A 21,107-nucleotide genomic window follows, 5' to 3' on the forward strand; every position below is an offset into this window, starting at 1 on the left:
GTCAAAAACCGCAACAAATGTCCAAACACTCGTTGTGACATCTGCTGCGGTTTTTTGAATATCACTTAGCTTAAAACACGGGTATTTTTAAAAAATAAATTTAGTGCTCAGGAAGTTGGAAGTATCCTCGTGAACAATTTCGTTGATCAGCTGCTTATTCGCTTCGTTCATTTTAAATGCAACCAATGAGCGGATGGAGAACGAGCGGATCGCGTCGGCAACAGACAATGTTCCTTCCGCGCTGTCCTTGCGTCCGGTGAATGGGAACACGTCCGGACCGCGCTGGCACTGGCTGTTCACATTCACACGGCTCACCTGATTTACGAGCGGATCGATCAGCGAAGCAACTTCATCGGCATTGTTACTGAATATGCTAACCTGCTGTCCGTGTGTAGATTCAATTAAATATTCAATCGTTTCTTCCAGGTCATCAAACGGCACAACGGGCACGATAGGACCGAATTGCTCTTCGTAATAAAGCTTCATTTTATCATTGACCGGATAAACCACAGCCGGATAAAAGAACGAGCCTTCCGAAGCGCCGCCGTTTTCATTCATGATCTGCGCGCCATTTTCGAGTGCATCAGAAATGCAGCCGTTCAGATATTCAATTTTATTGGTTTCGGGCAGGGGAGTGAGGGCGACGCCTTTTTCCCACGGCATCCCGAATTTCAATTCACCGACCGCATCACAAAGCTCTTTCAGGAATTGATCCGCAATGCTCCTGTGCACCCAGACGATCTTCAAAGCCGTGCAACGCTGGCCATTGAAGGAAAGCGAGCCCGTAATGATCTCTTTTACAGCCAGGTTAATGTCTGCATGCGGCGTAACGATCGCTGCATTTTTCGCATCCAGACCCAGCACTGCACGTAAGCGGTTTACTTTCGGGTGGGATTTTTTCAGTTCGTTGGCCACTTTACTCGAACCGATCAATGTGAGCACATTGATCTTCCCGGACTGCATAAGCCCCGGAACAATCGCATTGCCACGGCCGTAAATCACATTCACTACGCCTTTTGGAAAGCTGTTCATGAATGCTTCCTGCAAAGGATAATGCAGCAATGTACCAAACTTCGGAGGTTTGAAAAGTATCGTGTTACCCATGATCAATGCGGGGATCAGGGTTGTGAAAGTTTCGTTTAAGGGGTAATTAAATGGTCCCATACAAAGCACAACTCCTAAGGGTGAGCGTCTTACCTGAGCGGCAATGCCGTCCACAATGTCAAACCCGGAAGAGTCGCGGTCCAGGTTTTTCAGAGAATCAATGGTTGCGTAAATGTATTCAACGGTCCGGTCAAATTCTTTGGTTGAATCGGCAAACGACTTTCCGATTTCCCACATGATGAGCTTTACAATAATGTCCTTTTGCTCGATCATTTTACCGGTAAATTGCTCCACACAGTGAATTCGTTCGGCAACACTCATCGTAGGCCATTCGCCACGGCCATTGTTGTAAGCGGCAACAGCAGCGTCCAGCGAAGCAGCTGCTTCGTCGGCTGTGCATATCGGATAACTGCCAATCAGTTTGCGTTCAAGGCCATTTTCTGTTTTGATACAAACAGGTGAGTAAACCTCATGCACAGGGCCATCCCAGGTCTTCATTTCGCCATTGCTCAGATACTCGCGCTGGTGGATCAATGAAGGCAGCAAAAACGCTGCGGGAATGTCTTGTTCTTCAACAAAGATGTTTTTTAACGTGGAATTGAAATCCATTGAGTCATTATTTATTGTGAAACCGTAACATTTTTAACACACTGGGATGATGACGAGGTTTAGCCATTTTATCCCTAATACGGAAACAAACTTAGCGGACTTTACAATTCTTTAATGGATTGATTTCGACATAAAATGACTTAAAATTGTCAAATATTACTATGTTTTGTCATTTTGAAGAACCGGGTGATCAAAAAGATCGAAGCCATCGTCAGCCCGAGGATCAGGCCCAGCCACATGCCCACAGCGCCCATACCGAAGTGAAATGCCAGCAGATAGCCAACCGGAATCCCAATGACCCAATAGGCCACGCCAATCAGGACGGTTGGCGTTTTTACATCCTTAATCCCACGCAAAAGCCCCGCGCCGATCGCCTGGGTGCTGTCGGAGATCTGGAATACGGCTGCAAACAATAAGAGGAGTGCAGCCAGCGCCAGAACTTCTGTGTTCTTATTGAACAGGGTAGGGATCTGGAATCTGAAAACCGAGAACAGGATCGCACATAGCGTTCCGTAAATCAATGCGGTGAGAATGGTGCTTTTTCCGATAACAAAGATTTTAAGCCAATCTTTCCTGCCCAGCGCGTTGCTTACGCGGATCGAGCCCGCCTGCGCAAGGCCCATAGAAACCATAAATGTCAACGATGCGCTGCTTAATGCAATTTGATGCGCAGCTTGCGCCACCGCGCCCAATGTTCCTATAATGATACCCGAAACAGCGAATGCCCCGGCCTCCATACCAATCTGCAAACTGCTGGGAATGCCAATATGCAGCAGCTCCCGCCAGGTTTGCGCTTTAAATTTCCATTGACTGCTGCTTACAGCAATGTATCGCGAAAAGGTTTTGTGCTTTAAAACAACGGCGGCCAGCGCCAGAAACATGCAGGACCGCGTGATCAATGTTGCCCAGCCTGCACCTTCCAATTCAAGGCGTGGAAAACCCCAGTTGCCGTAGATAAGCAGCCAGTTCAGCAGAATGTTCAGCGGCATCCCGGCCAGCGACAATATCATGGCCGTCCTGGTATATTCCAGGCCGTCCGCAAATTGTTTCAAGGTCATGAAGAGCAGCATGGGAATGATGGACAAGCCCATTAATTTCATAAACGGGATCGCCAGCTCCACCACTTCGGGATCCTGTCCCAGGTTATGCAGCAAGCCTTTTCCAAAAACCAGCGTAAGCGAGATGGCAACGGCCGTTAATGCGCAAAGGCAAAAACCATTGAACAAATAATGTGAAACCAGCTGGGAATCGCGGCGCCCGTTGGCCAGAGAAACCATTTGGGAAACCGAAATAGTCATTCCTATGCCGATCACAAAAGGAATATTCATGGCATTGATGACCAAGGCGGCGGCGGCGAGTTGCTTGTAGCTGATCGCGCCGACCATCGCACTGTCAATAAGGTGGAGGGCCATTTGGGCAAGTTCTCCGATGATGATGGGTAAAGCTAATTTTAATGTTTGTGATGCTTCGGTTTTCATGGCACGCTAACAGATACTAAAAAAGAATGCAAAGTTAGATAACCCATCCGGATAAACTTTGATTCGATGCAAAGTCAACTTCTTTAAATATCTGTGAACAGTCCAGGTCAACCCCGGAATTATTCGTCTGTCCAGTAAGTTGGTAGAGTAAAAACAATGAGAAAATAGGTTTCTATATTTGTACAAAAAAGAGAATATCGATAGAACGCTTACAAAATTTTATAATGGCTATTAAAAGCAGCATTGCAGCGAGAGGGGCCGGTAGGGCAACGGTAACGTATACGTTTGCCAGATTGGGAGTGTTATTAATGATTATTTGCGGCTGTCAGCCATTGCTTGCGCAAACTGCGAATAAATTGACCGTTACCGGGAAGATCGTTGATGGTCAGAACAACAGCCCGCTGGGATATGCGAGCATCAGGCTTTTCCGGACTGCGGACAGCACTTTTACAGCAGGTGCCATTACGGATGAAACGGGAGGGTTCGTTGTCGATATCGCTGCGGGTTCCTACTATGCGTTATCCGAATTTATTGGTTATAAACCACAAATCACCCAGGATATCAAGCTTACCGGCGCCAACTCACCGCTGAATATTGGCACCATTAAAATTTCGGGATCGGCAAGGACATTGGATGAAGTCACCGTGCAGGCGGAGAAAAGCTCAATGGAATTATCGCTGGATAAAAAGATCTTCAATGTGGGAAAAGATCTTGCTAATGCGGGTGGAACAGGCGTGGATATCCTGACTAACATTCCATCCGTTGCTGTGGATGTGGAAGGCAATGTCAGTCTCAGGGGGAGCGGAAATGTGCGTATATTAATTGACGGTAAACCTTCCGGGTTGGTGAGTATCAAGGGCGCGAGCGGCTTGCAGCAATTGCAGGGAAGCATGATCGAGCGCGTCGAGATCATTACCAATCCTTCTGCCCGATATGAGGCCGAGGGGATGGGTGGCGTAATTAATATTGTGTTAAAAAAAGAGCGTAAAGAGGGGATTAATGGCTCATTTGACATCATAACAGGCTATCCAACCAATTATGGCGCGGCTGCGAATGTAAATTATCGTCGCAAAAACCTGAATTTTTTCATCAATTATACCTTGTCTTACCGGAATACGCCCGGGAAAAATTACCTCTACCAGGAGCTTTACCGCAACGATTCGACCTTTATTATGGAGCGGGATATGACATCCAATCTCAAAGGGATGAACAACAGCGCACGCGGCGGAATAGATTATTATTTTAATCCAAAAAATATTCTGACCGGTTCCTACACCTGGCGCACCAGCAAAGGAAAACGCTTTTCAACATTAAAATACAGGGATTATCTGGGGAGCGTCAACAACCTGACAAGCTTCACTAACCGGACGCAGGACGAGACCGAAACGGAACCGAACTCTGAATATTCGCTGACTTACAGGAAGACATTTAACAAGAAAGGGCAGGAGCTTACGGCTGACGTTCGGTATCTCGACAACTGGGAGGATTCGGACCAGTATTACCGGGAGAATGTTTACCGGCCCGACGGCAGTCCATCGGATATTCCGCCGCTGCTGCAACGTGCCGTGAACTATGAGACAGAAAAACAATTGCTTTTTCAGGTGGATTATGTGCATCCTTTTGGAAAAGACGGGAAATTGGAAGCCGGGGCAAGAAGCAGTTCACGCGATATGACAAACGACTATGCGGTCACGCAGGAAACCAGCGAAGGCTGGATTACTTTGCCCAATCTGACTAATGACTTCTTGTATGAAGAAAATATCAATGCAGCCTACGGGATTGTTGGAAATAAAACGGGCAAATTTTCTTATCAGGCTGGCTTGCGGGCTGAATGGACAGGTGTTACAACAGAATTAAAGCAAACCCGCGAAGTGAATGAACGCAACTATGCGAACTTATTCCCAAGCGTCCATGTGACGTACGATTTTGCCAAGCAGAACGCATTCCAGCTGAGTTTCAGCCGTCGCGTCCGAAGGCCGCAATATAATGACCTGACCCCTTTTGCGACTTATAGTGACAATCGTAATTATTGGAGTGGCAACCCGGACCTTAACCCGGAATTTACCAATGCATTTGAGTTTGGGCACATTAAGTATATGGGCAAAGGTTCGCTGACGTCTTCACTATATTACCGCCATACGAATGGCAAAATTACGAGTATCAGAAGGGTGCAGGAAGACGGAAGCTCTTACACGCGTCCCGAAAACCTGGGCACCGAAGATGCCTACGGCGCAGAATTCACGAGCTCTTTTACACCATATCAATGGTGGAAGCTCGATGGAAGCGTCAACTTTTTCCGCGCAATTACGGACGGGACGGGCCTGGACGAAGACTTCCAGAGCGATACTTACAGCTGGTTCGTGCGGATGATGTCGCGCTTCACATTATGGAAGAATACGGACGTCCAGTTAAGGGGTAATTACGAAGCGCCGCAACAGACTCCACAGGGCAAACGCAAAGCATTGGCTACGCTGGATCTGGCTGCCAGCAGGGATATTTTGAAGAACAATGGGACGTTGACGCTGAGCGTGATAGATGTTTTCAACTCGCGTAAATTCAGGTCGGTCATTGAAGGGGCGAATTTCTACACGGTGAACAATTCGCAAGGCCGCAGAAGGCAGATCAACCTGACTTTAAATTACAGATTACACCAGGCAAAGAAGAAACCGAAGGAAGGTGTTGAAGGCGAATTTTAAGCGCCGAAATTTTATTAAACGGTAAAACTTTTTTAACTTTATTATGATTTGGCTGAAAATGCATTGAATGAATTCTCCATGTTTGTCGAAGGCCAGTAGAAAACGTTAACTGAGAAATTTAATACCGTATTATGAGCGCTATTCCAAATAAAACTATTTTCCTTGCAGACGACGATGCAGATGACTGCATGCTGTTCGAAGATGCATTGAGAGAGGTGAGCACATCGACGGAACTTACTACGGCAAATGACGGGGTTGAATTGATCCATTTAATGGAAAATAACGTTCCGCCGCCGCCAGACGTGATTTTTCTGGACCTGAACATGCCCAGAAAAAACGGTTTTGAGTGCCTGGAACAAATCAGGAGTACAAAAGCTTGGGAGTCGATTCCCGTTGTTATCTTTTCGACAACCGGACAAGAGGAAATGGTGCGGAAAGTACACGAACAGGGAGCCAATTTCTTTATAAGGAAACCAGGATCTTTCCCCAAACTGAAACAGGCCATTAAGCAGATCCTCGATATCGACTGGGCTAAGCATAATTGGAAGCCGGTTGCAGAAAATTTTTACTATCAATACTAATCCTCAATTGTTCACCTCCTAAGTTTGTAAAAAGATCTTTTATAGAAAGCAGTGAACAACTTACAGCAGCACACGGATTCAGATGATCGTGTCAACAAAACAGAATCTTACAATGTGCAGACTAACGTAGTCGATAGCGAAAGCAGGTTTAGAAATACAATGAGACAGGCGCCCGTGGGAATAGTTATCCTGCGGGGGCCTGATTTTTTTGTGGAGATGGCCAATGATACGTATCTCAGTATCATTGATAAAAGTGAAGAGGAGTTTGTCAATAAACCGCTGTTTGTTACACTTCCCGAGGTGAGGGTCTCCATTGAAGAAATCCTCAATAATGTGATCAAAACAGGCATTGCCTATAACGGGAATGAGTTTGAGATTACGATGAGGCGTTTCGGCAAGCCGGAGCAATGCTATTTCAATTTTGTATATCAGCCCATTACCGAGGAAACAGGTGAGATTTCGGGCATATTTGTGGTTGCGACGGAGGTTACCCAGCAAGTGCTTGCCAAACACCGGCTTGAACGCAGCGAAACGCAGTTCAGGACGCTGGTTACTCAGTCGCAATTTGCCAAGGCCATTGTGAAAGGCCCGGAGTTTGTGATCAGCCTTGCCAACGAAAGTATGCTTACCAACCTCTGGGGGCGGCAAATGCATGAAGTGGTCGGGCAAAGGTTGTTTGACGTTTTTCCCGAGCTGGAACACCAGAATATGGGTAAAATCCTTAGGAATGCTTACCAGACAGGCAAATTATACCGGGACAGCGAGGCATCCATGATCATTAGCGGCCCCGATGGCCCGAAGGAACATTATGTGGATTTCCAATATGCGCCTACGGTTGAAGCAGATGATGAAGTTTCGGGCATAATGATCTCCCTGAATGATGTTACCGACAAAGTAACATTTCGCAAACAGATTACGGATGCTGCGGAAAGGCTTTCCCTCGCCACTGACGGAACGCAGCTTGCTACGTGGGATCTGGATCTGAAAACCAGGCACATTATCTATTCCGGCCGCCTTGCTACTATTTTTGGATTTGAAGAAACCAAACTTCTGACGCATCAGGATATGCGTGAGCTGATCCATCCGGATGACAGGAAAGCTGTGGTGGAAAAAGCTTTCCAGATTGCTTTGGAGACCGGCACCTATTACTACGAGGCCCGCATCATCCACCCGGACCAATCGATCCATTGGATCCGGACACAGGGAAAAATTATGTATGACGAGCATCACCGTCCGCACCGGATGCTCGGCACCATGATGGACATTACCGACCGGAAAGAGGACGAATTAGCACTTAAAATAAGCGAAGATAAATACAGAACATTGGCTGACGAGCTGGAATCCCAGGTTCAGCTCCGTACAAAAGAGCTTACCATTGCCAACAGCGAGCTGGTGAAGACCAATATGGAACTTGCGCAATTTGCCTATGTGGCCAGCCACGATTTGCAGGAGCCATTGCGGAAAATCCAGACATTCGCGACGAGGATACTGGAAACCGAAAACGAAAATTTGTCTGCGCGGGGTAAGGATTATTTTCAGCGGATGCAGGCCTCGTCTACCCGGATGCAGCAGCTGATTGTAGATCTGCTGGCATTCTCGCGTGCGAATGCGGTTGAAAAGCACTATGAAGAAATCGATTTAAATTTGGTCTTGCAGAGCGTAAAAGAGCAGCTCGGGGATCTGATCCATCAGGCAAATGCAGAAGTCATTAGCGATACACTGCCCGTTTGGAACATTATTGAATATCAGTTTGAGCAGCTTTTTACGAATTTGATTGCCAATGCCATTAAGTTTACCAAAACTGATACAAGTCCTGTTATCGTCATCCGGTCGGGCCGCATTTCGGGCGAGCTTATCCCGGTCAATGGTGCTGAGGCGAACCAGACTTATCAATATCTGTCATTTTCTGACAATGGGATTGGCTTTGATCCCCAGTTCAAGGACCGCATTTTCCAGGTATTCCAGCGGCTGCACAACCGAAGCGCTTATGAAGGAACGGGCATCGGATTGGCTATTTGTAAAAAAATTATAGAAAATCATCAGGGCCTGATCGATGCCATTGGCAAGCCAGGAATAGGCTCAACTTTCATTATTTATCTGCCGCTCTGATTAAAAACTTGATTCGCTGTCGGCATGGTTGCGGGATTTCTGAAATGTAATGGCAATGCCGGTGAGAATGATAACGCCGCCCAGGATCATTTGCCAGGTTATTTTTTCATCAATAAAAACCCAGGCAAGCAATCCGGTAACAACCGCTTGGCTCAACAGGCTCAGGGAAACGCGCTGCGCGTCCATTTTCTGAACTGCATAACTGATCGCCAGCCAGCCGATCAATTGGCATATCAGACCCTGAACAGCAAAAACGGTCCAAATAGCAGGCGTGAAATTCCAAAGCGGCTCTCCAAAGATTAAGCAGACAATTAGCAGGAAGACAGAAGAAACCGCCATGCTAATGGTCATGAAACTGCCGATATTCAATCGGTTAAGAATCGGTTTGCTGATCAGCATGTAAGAAGCATACAGCATGCCGGAGAGCAGGGCCAGCGCAAAACCTTTGTCCAGACGCATTTCAAAAAAAGCCGCCGGACCGATAAGCACCACCATTCCCGCAACCGCAATAAGCGTCCCGATCCAGAAACTTGCTTTTGGCTTGTTATTAAGGAAAAAGAACGATCCGACTCCCACCCAGGCAGGAGCCAGATTCGTCAATAGCGTTGCCTGCGTCGCATTGGAATAGTGAATAGAAAGGTTCCAAACGGCTATATCAGTCGCGAAAATGATCCCGCAGAGCACAATTGGAATCCATAAATTCCTTGCAGGCCAATTGAATTTCTGCGTATACAGCATGCCGGGCAGCAAAAACAGGCACCCGAACAACATCCTGTAAAAAGCAGAAGTAATCCCTGAAACCGGTGCCCATTTGACCAAAACAGGGAAAATACTAATGCTTACAAGTCCGATAAGAAGGCTGACGCGCGGATTCATTACTAATAAAATAAATTCTTGCAAAGATAAGCATTCAACTCACCCGCATCACTTCAAGGACATTGTCGAAGTCTTCCTGATTAAAGAGTTGGCTTTGCCCGGTCGTATTGAATAGGCCAGGTAATGTCTTCGCCAAGTGCGTGTGCCGCGTGCAATGGAAAATAAGGATCACGCAGCAGCTCCCTTGCCATAATGATCAGGTCGGCTTCGCCATTTTGTAAAATTTCTTCCGACTGTTTTGCCTCAGTAATCAATCCGACTGCACCTGTCAGGGCACCGGTCTCTTTCTTGATTTTTGCGGAGAAAGGCACCTGATAAGATGGGCCAACTGTGATTTTCTGGTGAGAAGCCAGTCCGCCGCTTGACACGTCGATCAGGTCCACACCTTTTGTTTGCAATATTTTCACCAATTGAACCGATTGATCTTCGTCCCAACCATTTTCTGCCCAATCCGTGGCCGAAATGCGCACAAATAAAGGCAGCTCTGCCGGCCAGACTTTCTGAACTTCGTCAATGATCTCGATCAGAATGCGTACGCGGTTTTCAAAACTGCCGCCATACGCATCTGTACGTACATTGCTGAGCGGTGAGAAAAATTGGTGGATCAGGTAACCGTGCGCTGCATGAAGCTCTATAACCTTGAAACCTGCGTCCAAAGCCCGTTTGGCTGCTTTACCAAAATCTGAAATCACTTTTTGAATGCCATCCGCATCCAAGGCAAGCGGCGCCTTTTCCGAATGATGAAAAGGAATGTCCGACGCGCTCAATGGTTGCCAGCCCCCTTCATTTTCGGGCACCTGGCCACGACCTTTCCAAGCCGGATAGGTGCTGGCTTTTCGGCCAGCATGGGCAAGCTGCACGCCCGGAACTGCTCCCTGCCCTTTGATGAAAGTGGTGATCTGTTTTAGCTTCTCAATGTGTTCATCTTTCCAGATACCCAGATCTTCGGGTGAAATCCTGCCTTCCGGAGAAACGGATGTGGCCTCGGCAATCAGTAAGGATGCTCCGCCCACGGCGCGGCTTCCCAGATGCACCAGATGCCAGTCATTGGCGAATCCGTCCACAGACGAATATTGGCACATGGGAGAAACAACGATACGGTTTTTTAATGTGACACTTTTAATGGTAAGCGGAGTGAATAATAGGGATGACATGCGTTGAATGTTAGGTTTTTAATGTTTTAATTTTTTGAAGGATTTTAATCTCATCAATGGTAATCGTACTGATCAGCTCAAACAGTCCGTTGATCGTTTTTAAATCCGACAACATTTTCCGGGCTGGCGACTGGTCTGCCTTTTCAATTCCCATTTCTTTGATTTCCTTCTTTCTTTTCGCCAGAAGCGCTACGAGCTTTTGGTTTTGGGGCAATGATTCGCGGGCTATTTCAAAAGTGTTTTCAAGCTTTCCTTCAATAATGTCCGTAGCAGCTTTAATCTGCCGGTCGATCTGCCTGATCATGACTTCAAATTCAACCGAAAATTCGGAATATTCCAGCGTTTGCGCATAGGTCGAGAGCGATGCAATGTAGGACGTCAACATATGGCTTGTGGCAACGAACTGGTGATATTCTTCCATGTTCAACTGCTGCCGTTTCGGCTCTGACAGCATTTTTTGAAAGTTATCCGACAAATTCGCCATCGCAATGATCGCATCCTTCCGGAGCACCTTTAATTCGTTGATATCCAGGTCTTTTCCTGTGAATTTCGCTGCTACAACGTCAAAATACTTACGGTTTGCATCCAGTGCATCGCGGATATACTGGTTGATCTGCGTATGCTCCCAAACCGGCAGCACGTAAGACGAAATCAGATAAGCGATAATGGATCCGATGATCGTATCAATGACCCTGTCATGTAAAACCGCCGTAATCTGCTGCGGGTTCAGGAAATTGAAAGAAAGGATGACATATAATGTAATGGTTGTGGAAGCAATGAAGTAGTTGATCTTCAAAAAGCTGTAAGCCATGATCATTGCGAGCATCATAATGATGAACAATGCAGTCCCGTCCTGGATCAGATACAACAGCATGAAACCTGTGAAAACGCCCACAAGCGTTCCCCCGATCCGGTGTACGTTCCGCTGTTTTGTAATGCTGAAAGCTGGTTTAAGGATCACAACAATCGTCAGGAGAATCCAGTAACCATGACCCACCGTCAGAAAAAGGGAAATAATATAGCCGATCAGAAGCCCTAACGTAATCCTTAATGCATGTCTGAAATGGCTGGATTTCAACGAAAGATTGTCCAGCAGGATGCGGGGATGGTATTCTTGCTTCGGAATGAAATTCTCGGCTTCAACATTTAATTTATAACCTTTACCCACCTCTGCATCATACGTGGTCGCTCGGTGCAGCTTTTTCACACGTTCTGTAACGTCCTGCAAACTATTGAGAATCTGGCGCAACATCATGAAATCCTCCATGTTATCGTGCGTCATTTTATGCTCACGCATATTTTCAAAAGCCCGCTGACATTTATTAAATGCTTCGTCCAGGTCGCGCTTGGGGTGGGAGGGTGATCCACTCTGGATTGCAAGGCCAATTTGTTGGATCTCAGCTGATAACCAGGTAATATAAGTGCCGAACAGCCGTAAAACCTGGGTGTGATCAAATGCCCGGTGGAGGTTCGCGTAATTTTGCTGCGAGTTGAGGATTCTTTCGAATAAGTCGATGCTATCCAGGAACATCAGCATCAGGATCCGGCTTTTGTTCGTCGATTCTGTAACGATTTCCCGTGTTTTAAAAAGTATCTCTCGCAGGTTTTCGTGGTTTTCACGGAGTGTAACCTGCTGGTGGATCATCCGGTTAAAGAGGTCGTCATAGTCAGGATTTGCAAAATAATACCCTGCTTTGATCCAGAGCAGCTTGCCTAATTCCACGAAATTTTCTCCCAAAAGCTGCTGGATCAGCTTATAGGGAAGCAATTTCTGTAAGATCATAAACAGGACAAAATACCAGATCCCGCCAGCCGCAAATATGGCGGCGGTGCGCAGCACCATGTCACCGCTCAAATGATCATCAATGTTGAAAACAAAAACAAGCAAGGCAATAAGGCCGATACTATTCACCCGGTTTCCATAAACACCGACCAGCGAAAAGAACATCCCGAAAACAACGATTTCGAGAAATATGATAAAGTGAATGTGCCGGAGAAAGCCGGTAATGCATGCAACCAAAAAACACGTCGCAATGGCAATGAGCAGTGAGTTGCGCCTTCTGGTGTGAGGGCCGGGATTGTCCGTTGATCCAATCAGCAATGTGCCCAGCGGGAATGCGATCATCTCGCCCAATATGCCGAAATGTTGAAAAATAAGGCTCGGGACAACCGCACCCAAGGTTAATCTTACGCCCGTGGAAAGGTAATGACTTGAAATAAACTTTTTGAATTCGTCGAGGTAATTCATACTTACTTGATTCTTGATAATTCTTTTTGTATATTAAATTGATTATCAAGCATTTAATGTCTTAACGAGTGTGAAATTGTTAGTCTTTTACGATATCAATACAGTCCATTACGTAATCTATCATTGTGAATTTCATTGTGAATTTTTAATACCATGAAAACAGCTTCCGCTTCAATTTTTTTTGACAAACGCCGAATGAAAGAAGGTTTATTTTCTGTCAAGATCTCGGTGTACTTTAATGAGAAACAAAAACTTGTTCCAACTGGATTCATGCTTCCAGCGAAAGATGTAGATTTTTTAAAGAAAAACAAATTTGGACTGTCTGGCAGGGTAAAGGATGAGGATCAGCGAAACCTCTGGAATATGATATATGGTAATGAGTATTTTGACCCACTGTCTGAATCATTGAAACAATCTCCGCTTGATAAGGTTCAGAGAATCATTGCTACGCTGGATGACAAATTCACATTTGAGTCATTTCAGGCAAAGTTGGACTTCAACGAACCTTCAAAAAAACAGGTGCATACAGACATGTTAGCCGCTTTGCAACAGCGAATTGCGGAGCTTTCAGACCTTGAGAAGCATAGTCGTGAGAAGATCTTTATAGCTGCCCATGGTAGTCTTGCGAGGTTTGCCGTGCATGCAGGCTTAACATCCTCATCAAAACCAATGGTGCCATTCTCCATTGTGACGACTGACTTCCTCAAAAGTTATGAGAAGTACATGCTCGAGAAAGGAGGTACGCACCGGCACAGAAAGACAGCAAAGCCTGTCAGTATGACGACGATTGCATACTACACAAACTGCTTTTCCGAAGTTTTACGCCGAGCTGTGGACCAGGGCGTAATCACTCAGCAAGAATTTCCAATAGGAGGGAAGGGGTACAAAATCCCCAAAGGAAGAAAGCCTAAAAAGGCGCTGGCCTCTGATGTAATTATCAAGCTAATGACTTATGAAAGTAAAAAATCAAATCGAATGTTTGGGCGAGATATGTGGCTCTTTTCTTATCTCTGTAACGGCGTAAATTTTGCTGACATTTGCCGCATGAAGTGGGAGAGTGTGAATGAAGATAAGGATAGGATTATATTTATCCGAAACAAAACCAAAGACACAAAGGATGAAAAAGGTACGAAGGTACTGATCCGAGTACTTCCCGAAGCGAAAGCAATACTAGAGCGGTGGTCTGTTCCGAGCGATGACAAGAATGATTATGTTTTTGGCTTTCTAACAAATCAAATGTCGGAAAGAGAAAAGCTATACACTATTATCAAAACGATAAATAGGGTTAATACAAATATGGCCGCAATTGCGAAAGACTTGAACATCAAGGATGACCTAACTACTTACGCAGCCAGACATTCGTTTGCAACAACACTTGCGCGTGCTGAGGTACCCCTGTCTTTTATTTCTCAATCTCTTGGACATTCTAGTCTAGCTACCACCCAAGGGTATTTGGGATCATTTGAGGACGTAGATGCACATCGATACATGGCGGGATTGATACCAAGCCATAAGTCTGATTAGCGTCGTTGCCTTTTATGCTTGTTATACTCTGTATTTGAAATATTGTTCTACAACCTTATTGTATGCTTCGGCTGACTTCAACTTAGCAGGCTCTTCTGCGGAAAACTCAAATAATCTATTCTGTACTTCATCATGGAGATAAAAGTAAGTTGAGTCAAATTTCGAATAGATTTTAAGAGTGGTTATATCCTTAGCAATCCATCCCAGGTGAGGCAAATATGAGTCAGTGTCAAATTGCTCAATCTCTCTTATAAAGTGGTATCCCTCCATTGCCATAGCGTTTTTAGGCATTATAACAGGTAGGGGACGGAAAAGAACTGAGAAATGAGTATCCGGTTGGATTGGTTTATTTCAAGGTCAATCTGTGCGATTAATCAAATTTCTTCACACTTGAATGGTTAGTATAGGGTTTGGCTTTCCGTATAATACGTCTTTCCACTTCCGAGCTTGCCAACTATTATCTCTTCCCCATCTGGCGAGTGAGTTTTCTTTGGATTGTGAACGTAACGGTGATCTTTGTTTTCCATTTCAAAAACATCGCTTGAAGTCTTCAGTTTCTCTAACTCTGCTGTCGCCTCAACAGTCACGTTACGGATCGCCTCATATAAATCTTTTACTTTGGCCGATGGTATATTTTTAGCAACCGAATATGGCGAGATCTTTGCTGACCAAAGAATTTCATCTGCATATGCACTTCCTATGCCCCGGATCCATTCCTGTTTTTGGATAACCTCTTTAATTTTGCCACCTGTTTTTGCCAGGATTTTCCTTAGGTACTCCTCAGTGAAATCGTCACCCATGATGTCAGGTATTGATGGGATCTCGGGATTTAGAATAGGCTTTGCTTGGCCCAGTCCGTCTAATACAATTATACCAGCACCATTTTCAAATGTCAATTCGAATATTGGATTCTTCAAATTCTGATCAGTAGGTAGCAAAATCATTTTGCCCGTTAACATCATGTGGATCCCGAGGACTGCACCGTTATCAAATTTTAGATGAAGTTCTTTCCCATTACGCCCCACTGAATGCAGCGTTCCGCCTTTCAAGGCGTCGTTAAATTCCTCTTCAGTAGCTTTCACACGCTTCTTCCAAAGCACCTCTAATCGCTTGAATTTTTGACCTTTGAAGTGCTTTTCGAGGGTAAGGCCCACAATGTTAAGTTCAGGTACTTCTGGCATGATTTCAATGTTTGGATGAAACTTCAAAATTAGCACAGCGGCATTCTTTTCATAAGGTTATGGGAAGTAAATTTATAGGGCAGGGTTATTTTATAGCAAACTATTAATTCAACCTAACATTATATGCTTGATATTTCAGAAGCGATTATCGCCGAAATCATAGATTTTGAAATTCATGTAATTGACGATGCGACGATCGGAGAAGCGATAGGTTCCGTTGCACTTTCTGCTTCGATGGAAATTAAAGTCGATGAGGGCTACTTTGTATTTGGTGGGCCGGAGGCGTTTCTTTCCATCCCCAACCAAGGAACAGATTTTTTCGGGCATTTTGTAATGCGCTGTATGCAGACCGTTGGCGTAACTACCACAAGGGAAATGGAAGGTGAGCTAATAAAAGTAATCATACTGGATGGAAAAGTTATGGCGATAGCTTCTCTTAAGGATGACGTTTTTTTCAACCCATTAACCGAGTTCCCGTTAGTCAAAAAGAGTTCTCACGAAACTAGTAGGTATTATGGTCACGATTGACGAAAATTACGAAGGTCATAAGGAGTGGATGGCCTGGTCTCGGCAGGAGATAATAGCTGAGCAAGGCGAGACTTTGCATGAGGTAGTCGAGTTCATGCATGCACATCTTCAACATTTCGGAAGAACCGATCTTACTTTTGAAGTTGGCGATATTGAGCATCAGGGGAACATTTATTATATAATTTTAAAACCACATAATAGTCCGCCTGCGTATGTTCATTTCTCGGGTGGAAATTATAGAGTTCATAGTGGTGGTGGGTTACGTTTCAAATATTGAAAAATGGAGAATCAATTTGACAAAATTCATGTACTATTTTCGGATGACGATTCTGAATCCGAGCCAGTTGCAGCTTTTAGTGACTTGGGGTTAGCTGAAGGCCTGGCCGAGTACTTCAATAAATTCATAGAAGGAGGCGTAACCGTTAAGTCGATGCCGTCGGATCAGAACACTTTGCCAGTCGATAAATACGCCCGACTAATCGAAATGGGGATGGCTCCTTTCTACGTCTTACTCAATCCAGACGGAACTCCTTTTGGGCCAGCCGATATTTTCGCTCGGAGTTGGGAGGAAGATTCACTTGAAAAGGCTTATGATTGGGTTGTCGAAATGCAGGAAGCTGAGACAGAGAACCCTGATAAAAAGTGGCTTATAGGCGGTGTGTTCTGGGCTCCGGATGAAGAGATGGCAATCGAGCGTGCAATACTTCAACATAAGGTTATCTTTGCTGCGCTCGCAAATTCCGCGGCGGAGCAGGAAGAATCCGCGGTTTAATCACTGCCTTTATCATCATCAAGCCCGTACAAAGATAGTGTATCAAATGCTGGCCGCTCGTAGGGCGTTATTGCCGAAGGCAAGTTGGTATTTAGCTTTGCATTGTAAATTCCGTCGATCACCCGATATGTTTCCAATTGTTCATCGGGATATTGGTAAGCCATCAGGCTTTTCATTTCATCCTGAGTTAGATTGGGCACAAGCCATGCCATAGCGGCATCACCCTGTAATATAAGTGGCTGTCTTTTCCCATCGTTATGAACTTCTGCCAATAGCGGGCTGGCGTCAGTCGTTACAATGCTGCATGTCTTCATTCCATTCCATTCTGAGTAAATACCGGCCAGCGCAAAGTATTTTCTATTCTTCGGCTTAATATACCAGCTTTCATGCTCCTTGCCGTTTAGGTCCGGATAGTGCGGTTCGAAGAAGCCCGTGCAAATGATCAGACATCTGTTCTCCCAATACTGCCGGTAAGACGTCTTGTCAAACAATTCGTCGTTGCGTGCATTTAACGTATTGGCTTTGAAATCCTTTTCATCTTTCACCCAGTGTGGGACCAGGCGCCAGCGGTACATATCAATTAACCTTGGATTTTCTTTCGAGATTACTGGAAGAAATGGTTTTTCGAATCCATTGAAATCGTATCGCTTTTTAAACTGCTCTACTTTGTCCATTGGAAGCTTAAAATCTATCTTCAATTGTTCGGCGTCACTTTCGTTGGATACGTGATAACACATTGACAGTATTCGTTTTGGTATGCGGTAATTGTAACATAAGCATAATTCAAAAAGTTACATGATTACGAATCTTTCGAGTCAAGTTGGAGGCGGGCAATGGATGGTAATGATCTCGTCGAGCCTTGTAGTATACCTGGGCGAGAGTTTTTCCCGTTTCATTTTCCAAACGCGGTCCATATCCTGAGAGGCAAGTTTGATTTTTTGATGGCCCAAAGCCTGATTCATTTTGTCTACAACGGCCATCAATTGGGCATGCCGCGGGTCGGAATTAGCAAATAACATCTTTTGCTTAAATGCCTCGGGAGTGAATTCCATGGCAATTACGCCCGCTTTCTTATAAGCGTAGCCTTCTTTATATATCTTTTCTAGCGCATCAACAGCAAAGTGAGCAAGTTCTATACTACTGTTCGTTGGGAAAGGCAGATCAATGGTAATGGATTTGTTATATTGTGGCTGCTCGGGCCGGAAATTGTTGGTTTGTACAAAAACTTGAATGACGTTACAGCATGAATCTTGTTTCCGGAGGCGTTCTGCGCATATCGTGGCAAATGTTATTACCCGCTCCTTTACCTTACCATATTCCGTATAGTTTTCATTGAATGAACGCGTAACGGCGATGTTCTTTTTTGCTTTGGTGTCTTCCAAGTCAAGAGTGTTCATGCCCGCCAATTCCTTTTGCAAGCGTAAGCCAACGATTGACATGTTTTTCTTAATCCAATCTTCCGGTATCAGAGTAAAATCCAGCACGGTTTCAATGCCCATCGCCCTTAACCGTTTTTCATGAGCGCGACCAATGCCCCAGACATCGCCGATTTTAAAGAAAGCTAAAACGTTAATCAACGTATCCTGGTTGTCGATTACATACACTCCACCTGTCGCCTTCTGAAACTTCTTTGCCATCTTATTCGCCATTTTGGCGAGCGCTTTGGTAGGGCCTATGCCAATACTTATTGGAATGCCAGTTCCCTTAGTAACCACGCTGCGAATCTCACGCGCAAGCTCTTTTACATCAAAATATTCATATCCTTCAAATTTAAGAAATGCCTCATCAATTGAATATACTTCCATGTCAGGTGTATAGCGCGATAATAGGGACATTACGCGGCTACTCATATCGCCATAAAGGGCGTAGTTGCTGGAAAACACATGAATGTCATGTTCTTTGAATTGTTTGGTAAACAGAAATGCAGGGGCTCCCATGTTTATCCCAAGCTTTTTCGCTTCTTGGGACCGCGCTATTACACAACCGTCATTATTACTCAGCACAACGACGGGCTTTCCGTTTAAATCGGGCCTAAATAGGCGCTCACAGCTTGCATAAAAATTATTGCAATCCACCAGTGCAAACATGTCACATGTATTTAATTACGTTGATGACAATACCCCATATCAAAAAATCATTTTCCTGCGTGACCTTGATAGGGCGGAACTTAGGATTTTCTGCAACCAGCCAGCAGCCGTCTTCTGCAAACTGAATTCGTTTCACCGTAAACTCTCCATCAAGAAAGCAAACAGCTATTCTCCCGTTTGACGGGGGTAAGCTCTTGTCTATAATTAAAATATCACCATCGTTAATTCCAACATCTTGCATGCTATTTCCTCGTACCCGACCTAAGAAGGTACAAGAAGGGTTCCTTATTAACTCCTTTCCGAGGTCAATGTTAACGTCAATAAAATCAGCTGCCGGTGATGGAAACCCCGCACTTATAGCCGGAATCAAGTTTAAAACCATTCCCTCAAATCTAAATGTTTGAGAAATTCTTAAATTGCCTGAAAGCGAGCTAAATACAGTACGCATAAGTGAAAATGATATTTTAAGGATCATAAAAATGAGATCAATAGTATCAAATAATAATCGATAAGTCAAGCTGACTGCCTGGGAAAAGATTGTAAAAGCCCCTCCATTTCTTATATTCCCATATTTATTTTTAAAATCTTTCAGAGCTAGTGAAATCTTGAACGATGGTCTCGTGATGCACCTGGATTTACCTGTCAACATCTTTTATTATCTATAGTAAGTCACCCTACCCATTTCGTAATTTATGGAAACCGATATTAAAACCGTCCACATTCTTTACTCAGGAGAAGATGAACAAGAGACGCCCGTAGCGGCTTTTAGCGACCAGTCCGTTGCCGAAACGCTTGCTGGCCGCCTTGGCAAATTCATTGAAGGTGGCGTTAGCGTTAAAGAAATTGACGCTGATAAGTGCGAAATTGAGGTGGATAAATACTCCAACCAGGTAAAAATTGGAAATACTCCATATAAGATCTCTATGCATAGGGACGGATATCTGTTTGACCCTTGGGATATGTTGGGTAAAAGCTTTGATGAGCCAGACTTCGACGATCAGGCAGAACATGTTGTTGCCATGCGAAAAGAGGAGATTAAAAACCCGAATAAAGAGTGGGGTGTTGGCGGAACCTACTGGGGTAAAGATGCGTCTGACGCGATAAGGCGGGCAGATCAAAGGAGGCGAGAGCTATTTTCTAAATTCAAAATTCCATTGAAACGAGATCGAGATTTATAGACATTCACACGAATCAGTAAGCCAGCAAGTTGACAGATCTTTGATGATGGAAACTGGTTGGCTATTATATATTACGGTGAACGAACATCGCAAATGGTCGTTATCTGAATTGCTTGCTTACTCTGAAATAACGCTAGTCGCAATAATGCATTGAAATTTAAAAGCTAGCTTCGCGACAGGAGGAATTTGAATAAATCACTAGAAAGTTAAGAAGATCATCATGACCGTTGAAGAGCTGGAAGAATATTTTAAAGTACTGCAGTTACCGGAAGGCCCTATCAAAATAAACAAGTTCAGTACAATCGTAGACCCGAAGGCGTTTGTGGAGGCCGAGCTTTACATCTTACAACAGAATCCTGGCCATAAGACGGTTGACTCTTGCCGACTTCGACTAATAGAATTCAAGGAATGGCTTGAGAGAAATCAGTAAGATCTTGAAATTTTGTACTTTAACGAATATGAGTGAACAGCCAATAAATCACATTTATATCCATGGGTGGTTTGACTATCACGCCCAAGCGCATGCACAAGACATCGAGAGGTTTCTTAGGCTTGCAGAGGAAGGCGTCTTTGTGCTAGAATTTGAAATGGAAGGGGTAAAAGTATACCGTTATACAGGAGTAAATGCTGGAACGAGAGTACATTGGTTTAATATAAATGCTCATGGCGATGCAACACTTATCACAAAAATGGGTTCATAGTTCAAGAGAAAAAGTACACACTGAAAATGGCACTGAACGACACTACTCTTCGGATAGGAAAAATTTACGAAGTAAGAGACCCGCAAAAGGCTCAGAATTTGGGATTCGCTCGCACCATCAAGATTACTGGTGAGAAAAACGGCGGGTTTGTGGGACACACCGATGAATGGTACCAGCCTAATGGAATATGCTCCATGGGTCAGTATAACTATCTGGATCTCGTTAAAGAAGTTTCTGAAATGCAATGGGGATATTGATAAATAAAGCAGGGGCCAGAAGCC

The 21,107-nt window shown here is 44.7% G+C and carries 19 protein-coding genes; 10 read left to right on the forward strand and 9 right to left on the reverse strand.

All coding sequences use genetic code 11. From position 1 onward, the window contains the following. Positions 1 to 87 precede the first annotated feature (87 nt). Together LZG74_RS16755 and LZG74_RS16760 are read right to left on the reverse strand one after the other, a co-directional pair. Positions 88 to 1,713 carry an NADP-dependent glyceraldehyde-3-phosphate dehydrogenase gene (locus LZG74_RS16755; protein WP_233797684.1) on the reverse strand — a complete coding sequence of 542 codons (1,626 nt, stop codon included), beginning with the start codon at positions 1,711 to 1,713 and terminating at the stop codon, positions 88 to 90. Between the two features lie 149 nt (positions 1,714 to 1,862). Further along, positions 1,863 to 3,191, reverse strand: a complete 1,329-nt coding sequence (locus tag LZG74_RS16760) for an MATE family efflux transporter (RefSeq protein ID WP_233797685.1) — start codon at positions 3,189 to 3,191, stop codon at positions 1,863 to 1,865. A 224-nt stretch (positions 3,192 to 3,415) separates the two neighbouring features. Between LZG74_RS16760 and LZG74_RS16765 the strand changes: the two genes are divergently transcribed. The 3 genes from LZG74_RS16765 (at position 3,416) to LZG74_RS16775 (ending at position 8,577) form a co-directional block, all read left to right on the forward strand. After that, a complete protein-coding gene (locus LZG74_RS16765; RefSeq protein ID WP_409014499.1) occupies positions 3,416 to 5,887 on the forward strand; it encodes a TonB-dependent receptor domain-containing protein in 2,472 nt (823 codons plus the stop codon). Between the two features lie 131 nt (positions 5,888 to 6,018). Continuing rightward, positions 6,019 to 6,468: a response regulator gene (locus LZG74_RS16770; protein ID WP_026629914.1), complete on the forward strand. Its 450-nt coding sequence runs from the start codon at positions 6,019 to 6,021 to the stop codon at positions 6,466 to 6,468. 51 nt (positions 6,469 to 6,519) lie between these two features. Further along, complete coding sequence (locus LZG74_RS16775; RefSeq protein ID WP_233797686.1) at positions 6,520 to 8,577, forward strand: PAS domain-containing protein; 2,058 nt, start codon at positions 6,520 to 6,522, stop codon at positions 8,575 to 8,577. On the opposite strand, the gene LZG74_RS16780 is transcribed toward LZG74_RS16775, so the two are convergent. The 3 genes from LZG74_RS16780 to LZG74_RS16790 form a co-directional block, all read right to left on the reverse strand. Beyond that, entirely contained in the window at positions 8,578 to 9,453 is an 876-nt protein-coding gene (locus LZG74_RS16780; RefSeq protein WP_233797687.1) for a DMT family transporter, read from the reverse strand. Between the two features lie 80 nt (positions 9,454 to 9,533). Continuing rightward, on the reverse strand, positions 9,534 to 10,607 hold the full coding sequence (locus LZG74_RS16785) for an NADH:flavin oxidoreductase/NADH oxidase (RefSeq protein ID WP_233797688.1): 1,074 nt from the start codon (positions 10,605 to 10,607) through the stop codon (positions 9,534 to 9,536). Between the two features lie 10 nt (positions 10,608 to 10,617). After that, the gene (locus LZG74_RS16790; RefSeq protein ID WP_233797689.1) at positions 10,618 to 12,855 is read right to left on the reverse strand and encodes an FUSC family membrane protein; all 2,238 of its coding nucleotides are present in this window, start codon (positions 12,853 to 12,855) and stop codon (positions 10,618 to 10,620) included. Between the two features lie 153 nt (positions 12,856 to 13,008). Between LZG74_RS16790 and LZG74_RS16795 the strand changes: the two genes are divergently transcribed. Continuing rightward, positions 13,009 to 14,379 carry a site-specific integrase gene (locus LZG74_RS16795; protein WP_233797690.1) on the forward strand — a complete coding sequence of 457 codons (1,371 nt, stop codon included), beginning with the start codon at positions 13,009 to 13,011 and terminating at the stop codon, positions 14,377 to 14,379. Positions 14,380 to 14,777: 398 nt separating this feature from the next. On the opposite strand, the gene LZG74_RS16800 is transcribed toward LZG74_RS16795, so the two are convergent. Continuing rightward, on the reverse strand, positions 14,778 to 15,560 hold the full coding sequence (locus LZG74_RS16800) for a DNA-formamidopyrimidine glycosylase family protein (protein WP_233797691.1): 783 nt from the start codon (positions 15,558 to 15,560) through the stop codon (positions 14,778 to 14,780). Positions 15,561 to 15,683: 123 nt separating this feature from the next. On the opposite strand from LZG74_RS16800, the gene LZG74_RS16805 reads away from it, so the two are divergent. After that, positions 15,684 to 16,088, forward strand: coding sequence for a hypothetical protein (locus tag LZG74_RS16805; RefSeq protein WP_233797692.1), 405 nt, complete (start codon positions 15,684 to 15,686; stop codon positions 16,086 to 16,088). A 280-nt stretch (positions 16,089 to 16,368) separates the two neighbouring features. Continuing rightward, positions 16,369 to 16,860, forward strand: coding sequence for a hypothetical protein (locus LZG74_RS16810; RefSeq protein WP_233797693.1), 492 nt, complete (start codon positions 16,369 to 16,371; stop codon positions 16,858 to 16,860). On the opposite strand, the gene LZG74_RS16815 is transcribed toward LZG74_RS16810, so the two are convergent. The 3 genes from LZG74_RS16815 to LZG74_RS16825 form a co-directional block, all read right to left on the reverse strand. Next, entirely contained in the window at positions 16,857 to 17,597 is a 741-nt protein-coding gene (locus LZG74_RS16815; RefSeq protein WP_233797694.1) for an SOS response-associated peptidase, read from the reverse strand. The genes LZG74_RS16810 and LZG74_RS16815 overlap by 4 nt on opposite strands. A gap of 78 nt (positions 17,598 to 17,675) precedes the next feature. After that, complete coding sequence (locus LZG74_RS16820) at positions 17,676 to 18,947, reverse strand: Y-family DNA polymerase (protein ID WP_233797695.1); 1,272 nt, start codon at positions 18,945 to 18,947, stop codon at positions 17,676 to 17,678. 1 nt (position 18,948) lies between these two features. Further along, positions 18,949 to 19,596 (reverse strand): LexA family transcriptional regulator, encoded by a 648-nt coding sequence (locus tag LZG74_RS16825; RefSeq protein ID WP_233797696.1) that lies wholly within the window; start codon positions 19,594 to 19,596, stop codon positions 18,949 to 18,951. A gap of 43 nt (positions 19,597 to 19,639) precedes the next feature. Here LZG74_RS16825 and LZG74_RS16830 point away from each other — a divergent pair, with 43 nt between their 5' ends. The 4 genes from LZG74_RS16830 (at position 19,640) to LZG74_RS16840 (ending at position 21,083) form a co-directional block, all read left to right on the forward strand. Continuing rightward, complete coding sequence (locus LZG74_RS16830; protein ID WP_233797697.1) at positions 19,640 to 20,125, forward strand: hypothetical protein; 486 nt, start codon at positions 19,640 to 19,642, stop codon at positions 20,123 to 20,125. Positions 20,126 to 20,345: 220 nt separating this feature from the next. Continuing rightward, positions 20,346 to 20,555: a DUF6965 family protein gene (locus LZG74_RS26570; RefSeq protein WP_409014500.1), complete on the forward strand. Its 210-nt coding sequence runs from the start codon at positions 20,346 to 20,348 to the stop codon at positions 20,553 to 20,555. 28 nt (positions 20,556 to 20,583) lie between these two features. Beyond that, entirely contained in the window at positions 20,584 to 20,826 is a 243-nt protein-coding gene (locus LZG74_RS16835) for a hypothetical protein (RefSeq protein ID WP_233797698.1), read from the forward strand. A 26-nt stretch (positions 20,827 to 20,852) separates the two neighbouring features. Continuing rightward, on the forward strand, positions 20,853 to 21,083 hold the full coding sequence (locus LZG74_RS16840; RefSeq protein ID WP_233797699.1) for a hypothetical protein: 231 nt from the start codon (positions 20,853 to 20,855) through the stop codon (positions 21,081 to 21,083). Positions 21,084 to 21,107 lie beyond the last annotated feature (24 nt).

This window comes from Dyadobacter sp. CY327, from assembly GCF_021390415.1.
In the GTDB taxonomy this organism is placed as follows: domain Bacteria; phylum Bacteroidota; class Bacteroidia; order Cytophagales; family Spirosomataceae; genus Dyadobacter; species Dyadobacter chenhuakuii.